The 7,384-nt window shown below is 42.1% G+C and carries 8 protein-coding genes and 1 tRNA gene; 6 read left to right on the forward strand and 3 right to left on the reverse strand.

All coding sequences use genetic code 11. The annotated features are described in order from the left end of the window. On the reverse strand, positions 1 to 1,079 hold a 1,079-nt coding region (locus tag IH598_05775; protein MBE0638007.1), incomplete at its 3' end, for a glycosyltransferase family 4 protein. A 114-nt stretch (positions 1,080 to 1,193) separates the two neighbouring features. On the opposite strand from IH598_05775, the gene IH598_05780 reads away from it, so the two are divergent. After that, positions 1,194 to 3,266, forward strand: a complete 2,073-nt coding sequence (locus IH598_05780) for an HDIG domain-containing protein (protein MBE0638008.1) — start codon at positions 1,194 to 1,196, stop codon at positions 3,264 to 3,266. A gap of 36 nt (positions 3,267 to 3,302) precedes the next feature. Here IH598_05780 and IH598_05785 read toward each other — a convergent pair whose 3' ends face one another. Then, entirely contained in the window at positions 3,303 to 4,070 is a 768-nt protein-coding gene (locus IH598_05785) for an SDR family oxidoreductase (GenBank protein ID MBE0638009.1), read from the reverse strand. 216 nt (positions 4,071 to 4,286) lie between these two features. After that, positions 4,287 to 4,360, reverse strand: a tRNA-Arg gene (locus tag IH598_05790). A gap of 118 nt (positions 4,361 to 4,478) precedes the next feature. Between IH598_05790 and IH598_05795 the strand changes: the two genes are divergently transcribed. The 5 genes from IH598_05795 to IH598_05815 all read left to right on the forward strand — a co-directional run. After that, entirely contained in the window at positions 4,479 to 4,727 is a 249-nt protein-coding gene (locus tag IH598_05795) for a hypothetical protein (protein ID MBE0638010.1), read from the forward strand. Continuing rightward, entirely contained in the window at positions 4,727 to 5,344 is a 618-nt protein-coding gene (locus IH598_05800; GenBank protein MBE0638011.1) for a nicotinamide mononucleotide transporter, read from the forward strand. The genes IH598_05795 and IH598_05800 overlap by 1 nt, the downstream gene beginning before the upstream one ends. Then, entirely contained in the window at positions 5,328 to 5,882 is a 555-nt protein-coding gene (locus IH598_05805) for an AAA family ATPase (GenBank protein MBE0638012.1), read from the forward strand. Before IH598_05800 ends, IH598_05805 begins: the two co-directional genes overlap by 17 nt. A 4-nt stretch (positions 5,883 to 5,886) precedes the next feature. Continuing rightward, a complete protein-coding gene (locus IH598_05810; protein ID MBE0638013.1) occupies positions 5,887 to 7,080 on the forward strand; it encodes a glycosyltransferase in 1,194 nt (397 codons plus the stop codon). A gap of 37 nt (positions 7,081 to 7,117) precedes the next feature. Further along, the coding region (locus IH598_05815) for a hypothetical protein (protein MBE0638014.1) at positions 7,118 to 7,384 on the forward strand (267 nt) is incomplete at its 3' end.

Genomic DNA, 7,384 nt, shown 5'->3' on the forward strand with positions numbered 1-7,384 from the left:
TTTTGCCAGCTAAACATTTTTGAACGCTCTTTTCCCTTTTCGATCAAAGATTTCCTTAATTGCTCATCACCTGCCATTTGCTTCATTGCTTTGGTAATGGAATTGACCGACATCGGATCAACAAGCAGGGCGGCGTCACCAGCCACTTCGGGCATGGAAGTAACATTTGATGTAATTACGGGGGTGTGACAATAAAAAGCTTCAAGGATTGGAATGCCAAATCCTTCGAAATAGCTTACGTAAGTTATTGCAAGGGCGGAGGCAATGACATTATGTAACTGATCCACGTCGAGACGACCTGTGAAAACAACGTCATCTTTGTAACTCATTCGTTCGTAAGCTTTTTCGATAGCATCGGTCCACCACTTTTTCTCCCCGACAATCAGTAATTTCACCCCTTGCGCGTCTGATTCCCTGAATTGATCATACGCTGGGAACAACCTGGCTAAATTTTTTCGGGGATGCAGTGAGCCGACAAAAAGAAAATAGGGTGCACCTGCAGCATAACGCGTTCTGGTTGCTTTTTTAACCTCCTTTTCAATTGGTTTAAACGATTCGTTAGCCCCATTGTAAACCACGTCAATTTTATTCTTGTCAACACCGTAGAGATTAACAATGTCCTTTTTGGAATACTCCGACACTGTGGCGATCCTAACTGCTTTATGAGCATATTCAGGAAAGTAATTTCGATAGAACTTACGCTCGATTAATGGCAGGTCTTTCGGGTAATGCTCAAAGTTGAGGTCATGAAACACATTCATCGACGGAACCTGGCTCTTTAAAGATAAATAACCATCAGGTGAGAAAAACAGGTCTGCACCAATTTTTTCCAGAACCCGCGGGATGGAATGTTCGAACCAGATGTAATATAAAATGGGATGCCTGGCCTGGGGATGGACAACCAAAGGTTTTATGTTCTCCGAAAAGATAAATTCATCGCTGTACTTACGGTCGAAAATGAAATAAAACTCATGCTCAGGATGATTACGGGTGATACGTTTGAGGTTCTCATAGGTGAACCAACCGATTCCTTCCAGTTTTCCCCTGATCAGCAGTCTTGTATTTACGGCAATTTTCAATTGTACTTTTTTTCGCAAAAGTAAAAGATTTTCTCTGAATTTCAGGTGTGGGAATATTGAAAAAATGGCTTTATTGAGAATGTTTTATTTTAGCAGCAAATTTCAGCGAAAGCTATGAAGAATATCTGGTCGAAAATCAGTCAGAATTATTCCATCATATACAAGGGACTGCTATTCCTGGCTAGCCTTGTGGTGTTGGTTTCATTCTTTCCCAAGGAAGGCAAATTCAAATATGAATACACGAGGGGAAGACCATGGCCTCACCAGGATTTTATTGCCCCGTTCGATTTTGCTATTTTAAAACCCGACGAAGAGATTGAAAAAGAAAAGCAGGATATCCGCAGCAACATCGAGATCTATTTCAATTTCGACCTGGAAGCAAATGAGAGTAAGCGAAAAGCATTTGCCGAGCAGTTTGAGAAATCCTGGTTTAATAAGTACAATGATGGTCAGGCCAAAGAGAACCTGAAACGCCGCACACTCGATTACGGACTTAATGCCTTGTCAAAAATTCATACGAAAGGGGTCATTCAATCCATACCTGAACTTGATAACAAACCGGTCGATTTCCCCATCACCCTGATCATTCAGAATACGGCCGAAAAAGTCAAATTGTCTGATTTTTATACCATTCAATCAGCTTATGAAGCCATGATGAAGAATTTAAATCAGTCGGAGTTTATTGATAAAGAATTGCTTAAAAATCTGCTTGAGGAATTCATCACACAGAATGTTTTTTACAACGAACAGGTAACAAGTGCCGAGTTGCAGAAAAAGCTGGATCAGATTTCAACCACGAGGGGCATGGTACAGGAGGGCGAGCGCATCATTTCAAAGGGGGAAGTGATTTCGAATGCCAAATACCAGATTCTCGAATCGCTTCGCAAAGAATACGAAGTAAGACTTGGAGGAGGTACGAATTATTTTCTCATTCTTGCCGGACAGGTAATTCTAGTATCGATTTCTTTGCTGGTTTTGGTTGCTTTTCTCTTTTTTTTCCGGAAGGATTTACTTCAGGACAACAAGAAGGTAGTGCTGATCCTGCTGACAATAATCCTGATGGTTTTTATGACCAGTTTAGCGCTCAACTTTGGCCAGGAGTATATTTTCCTGGTTCCTCTTTGCATTGCACCGATTCTCATCCGTGTCTTTTTCGATACGAGGCTGGCTTTGTATGTTTTTATAATCACCATCATTTTGATTGGGTTTCTGGTGCCTAACAGCTTCCAATTTGTTTTTATGCAACTGATTTCGGGAATTATTACCATCTTCAGCATTGTATCACTGCAGCGACGGGCACAGTTCCTGTTTACCTCCCTTGTGATTTTTATTGCTTATTCAGTTATCTACACAGGTCTTAACCTGATGCAGGAAGGGAGTTTCGAAGAGATCAGAGTCATTAATTTTGCCATGTTTGCCGGATCCGCTTTTCTTATTCTTCTTGCTTATCCTTTGATTTATTTGTTTGAAAAAATATTTGGCCTGGTCACGGATGTTACACTGCTTGAGCTTTCGGACACTAACAGCAAACTGTTGCGGGAACTTTCGATGAAAGCACCAGGTACATTTCAACACTCGCTGCAGGTGGCTAACCTGGCTGAGGAATGCATTTTTGTTATCGGCGGCAATGCCTTACTTACCCGCACAGGCGCATTATACCACGATATTGGTAAAATGGATAACCCGATATATTTTATCGAAAACCAGGTAACAGGTATAAATCCACATGACGAACTTACTTTTGAAGAGAGTGCAGGGATTATTATTGACCATGTAATCCTCGGTATCGAAAAAGCACGAAAAGCCAAATTACCCGACCAGATTATTGATTTCATCCGTACTCATCACGGAACGCGGAAAGTGGAGTACTTCTACATTATGCATCAAAAAGATAATCCTGATGAGATCATCGATGAACGGCAGTTTACCTATCCGGGACCGATTCCTTTTTCAAAAGAAACTTCTGTGGTCATGATGGCCGATTCGGTGGAAGCAGCTTCCAGAAGTCTTAAACTGATTGACGAGAAGACCATCAGCAGTCTGGTCGAAAACATCATCAACAAGCAGATGGAAACCGCTCAGTTTTCCAATTCTAATATTACCCTGCGCGACATCAATAAGGTGAAGAAGATTCTTAAACGAAAGTTGATGAATATTTACCACATCAGGATTGAATACCCGACTTAGCCACGGATGTTATTTTAATAGTGAACTCCGCTTCAGCTAAAACCCATACACCGTAAAACCCCCGTCCACAGTAATACATTGACCGGTGATGTATGAGGAAGCTTCCATAGACAGAAACGCGACTGCTGCCGCTACCTCCGCCGCCTTTCCGATGCGTTTCATTGGTGTGCGTGCGAGGACTTCGTGTAGATATTCCTTATTGCTCAATACCTGCTCTGCCAGTGGTGTTTCGATATACCAGGGTGCTACCGAGTTTACCCTGATATTGTCAGCAGCCCATTCACAAGCCAGGTTCCTGGTCATCTGAATCATGGCAGCTTTGGTCATGCCATACACCACCCCTGTCCTGAGGCTTGTCAGCCCTGCCACCGACGCCATGTTAACAATCGCGGCATTGGCTGATTTTTGCAGTAGCGGATATAAACTTCTTGACAAATCAAAGGCCGACAACAGGTTGGTCTGAACAATGAAATCGAGTTCGGTCTCATTGTAATCAACAGATTTGCGGCGGATATTGGTTCCAACATTATTTACCAGGATATCCAATTTCCCATATTTCAGGTTCACCGTTTCCGGAAGTTTTTGCCGTTGTGCAGCAATGGACAGGTCGGCAATCACCGGGATGATCCTGTCCTGTTTTTCACTGAAACTTCCAACGGTTTTACTCATCAGTTCTTTGTTTCGGCTAATGATCATCACCGTTGCACCCAATTCGACAAACTCCTGTGCTATAGCAAGACCGATACCTCTTGTGGCCCCAGTAACCAGGGCCATTTTACCTTCCAAAGCCCATTTATTTTGCATAAAAATCAGTTTTGGGTCAAAAGTAGAGGTTTTTGGGGGAATACATGGTAAAATGATGCGGTGATTCAGGTTAAGACGACAATAAAAGAAATCGGTCAATAAACCTGATTGCTTTAACAGGAAATCACGTGGTACACTTTGGGTACTGAATAAAAGAAAAGCCTTTAAATATTTCTATAATTTAAAGGCTTAACATGTTGAATATCAGTATATTAGTGATCCGGGCGGGATTCGAACCCACGGCCCGCAGCTTAGAAGGCTGCTGCTCTATCCAACTGAGCTACCGGACCAGTTTTTACGGCGACAAAATTAGGATTTATTTTTTGATCAGAATGCCCATCATCGAAAAAACCTTGCCACGTTCAGTTGCTTTTCCCTATTTTTGCCAAAATTTAACCATTGATTGTCATGAAAATATCTGTCGAAATCAGCTACTACCCGCTTAATGTACAATACAAACCACATATTAAGGATTTTATTAAAAGGTTAACATCTCATCAAAGTCTGGTGGTGAACTCCAACACCATGAGCACCCAGGTTTTTGGCGAGTATGCTGATGTGATGCAGGCACTCGCTGAAGAAATTCACAAATCCTTTGAACTGCCGCATTCTGTTTTTGTACTCAAAATTATCAATGCCGATCTTAATAAGTCGTAATGCTGGCTTCCGGTTTCTTCGATCTATTCTATCAAAACCTGCTTCATTCCACCTGGCTTGAGGCAATTGCAGTGCTCTTTGGGTTACTGAGTGTCTGGTATGCAAAAAAGGCAAATATCCTTGTTTATCCAACCGGGATCATCTCTGTGCTGATTTATGTTTACATCTGTTATTTTGCCGGGCTTTATGCCGATATGGGGATCAATTTTTTTTATTTTCTTGTCAGCATTTACGGTTGGTACAAATGGACACGTAAGGATAAAACGAACCGGGTGTTGCCAATCAGCAGATGCTCGGGGGGTGAGCATCTTTTGGGGATTGTTGCAACGGTCGTTTTTTTTCTCATTCTGCAGTATGTCTTGCGACATTACACTGATAGTTCCGTTCCCTATGTCGATTCATTTACAACTGCAATTTTCATTGTAGGCATGGGATTGATGGCAATAAAAAAGATTGAGAACTGGATTTACTGGATCGTTGGCGACCTGGTTTCAATCCCTCTCTACTTTCATAAAGATTTGGTTCTGACCAGTTTTCAGTACCTGGTTTTTTTAGTACTTGCCGTAATGGGATACCTTGAGTGGCGTGAAAAAATGAAACATGCTGAAGTTGGATAATCTCATCAAAATAGCCATCACCGGGCCGGAGTCAACCGGCAAATCGGCCATTTCACAGCAACTGGCTGACCATTACAATACGTTGTGGGTTCCTGAGTTTGCTCGGGTTTACCTCTTACAAATTGAGCGACCATATTGCTATGATGATATCCTCCAAATTGCCCGGGGGCAAAAGAAATCGGAAGAGGCATTCGAGCCGGTTGCCAACAACATACTTTTTTCGGACACCGAATTGTTTGTGACCAAAATCTGGTGCAATGTTAGATTTGGGAAATGCCATTCATGGATTGAAGATCAGCTCAAAAAACAACTTTATGATCTTTATTTATTATTGGATGTAGATCTGCCGTGGGAGTACGATCCCTTGAGAGAACACCCCGAAGGACGGGATTTGTTATTGGGATTGTTTAAAATGGAGTTGGATAAATATGGTTGTAATTATCGGATTATTAGTGGGGTGGGGGATGAGCGCCTTAAAAATGCCATCGCTGTAGTTGATAATTTGATCTTAAATAAAAGTGTAACCAAACCGTTATGATGAGATGAAAAATGAAACTGCCAACCCAAGGATGCACGTGTTGTTTTTACCGCGCTGGTATCCGCATCGCTACGACCCGATGATGGGCTTGTTTATCGAAAGGCACGGTATGTCGGTGCTTCCTCATGCCGATGTGTCGGTGCTGTACGTTCATGCCGATGAAAAGTTGCTGGGTAAGACATTCGACATAGAGCAGTCGGAAAGCGGTCTTTTCACTATCAGGGTTTACTTTAAAAAGTCTGGCTTGAAGCCTGCTTTTCTGGCTAATATAATTAATTTATATCGCTTCTTTATTAGTCATGTTAAGGGTTTCAGGATGATCAGAAAGCAGCGCCGTATACCAGATCTTGTTCACGTTCATGTGCTTACCCGCTGCGGAGTGATCGCCTGGTTTTATAAATTACTTGCCGGCGTTCCTTATGTAATTACTGAACACTGGACACGCTACCTGCCTACTACCGATACTTATCACGGTGGTCTGAGGAAATTCCTTACCCGTATTGTGGTAAAAAACGCCAGCGCTATCCTGCCTGTCACTGCTAACCTTCGTGATGCCATGATTGCCAACGGATTGGAGAACAACAACTATGTCGTTATTCCCAATGTGGTTGATGTTGAAAAATTCAAACCCATCGAGAAACCGATTAACGATGGCAGGAAAATAATGGTTCATCTCTCCTGTTTTACCGATAAGCAAAAGAATATCAGCGGCATTTTGAGGGTGATCAAAAAGCTAAGTGAAACCCGTGATGATTTTCTTTTGAAGCTGATCGGTGACGGCGAAGACTTTGTTCAGATGAAAGCAATGTCTGATAAATTGGGTCTTACCGATCGCTTTGTTGAGTTTACCGGTTTGAAGGAGAATGAAGCGCTGGTTGAGTTGCTCAATAATGCCGACCTGATGATCATGTTCAGCAACTATGAAAACTTGCCGGTGGTAATTCTCGAAAGTTACGCCTGCGGGGTTCCGGTTATTTCCACCCGCGTTGGCGGGATCCACGAGCACATGAACGATAGCCTGGGGAAACTTGTTGAGATGCAGAATGAAAGGCAATTCCTTAAGGCTTTGGAAAATTATCTTGAAGACCCGGGAATTTACCGGAGTGATAAAATCAGAAAATATGCCGTTGATCATTTCAGTAACGAGGTGATCGGTAATTCCATTTACAAGGCTTATAGTAATGTTGTCAGTCATTAATTGAATAGAATTTCCAACCTATTTTAATCATCAGAACATGACCAAATTAACTGCAATTAAACTTTTTCAGGATACGAAAGTCCGCACAGCATGGGTAGAACAGGAAGAAAAATGGTACTTTTCGATAGTTGATGTTGTTGGAATTCTCTCCGATAGTGTTGATCCACAGGCTTACTGGAGAAAATTAAAGCAACGTTTACTAATTGAAGGAAATGAAACCGTGACGAATTGTCACGCTTTGAAAATGGAAGCCAGCGACGGAAAAATGCGCCTTACCGATGTTGCTGATACCGAGCAACTGCTA

The organism is Bacteroidales bacterium (genome assembly GCA_014860585.1).
GTDB lineage: Bacteria > Bacteroidota > Bacteroidia > Bacteroidales > 4484-276 > RZYY01.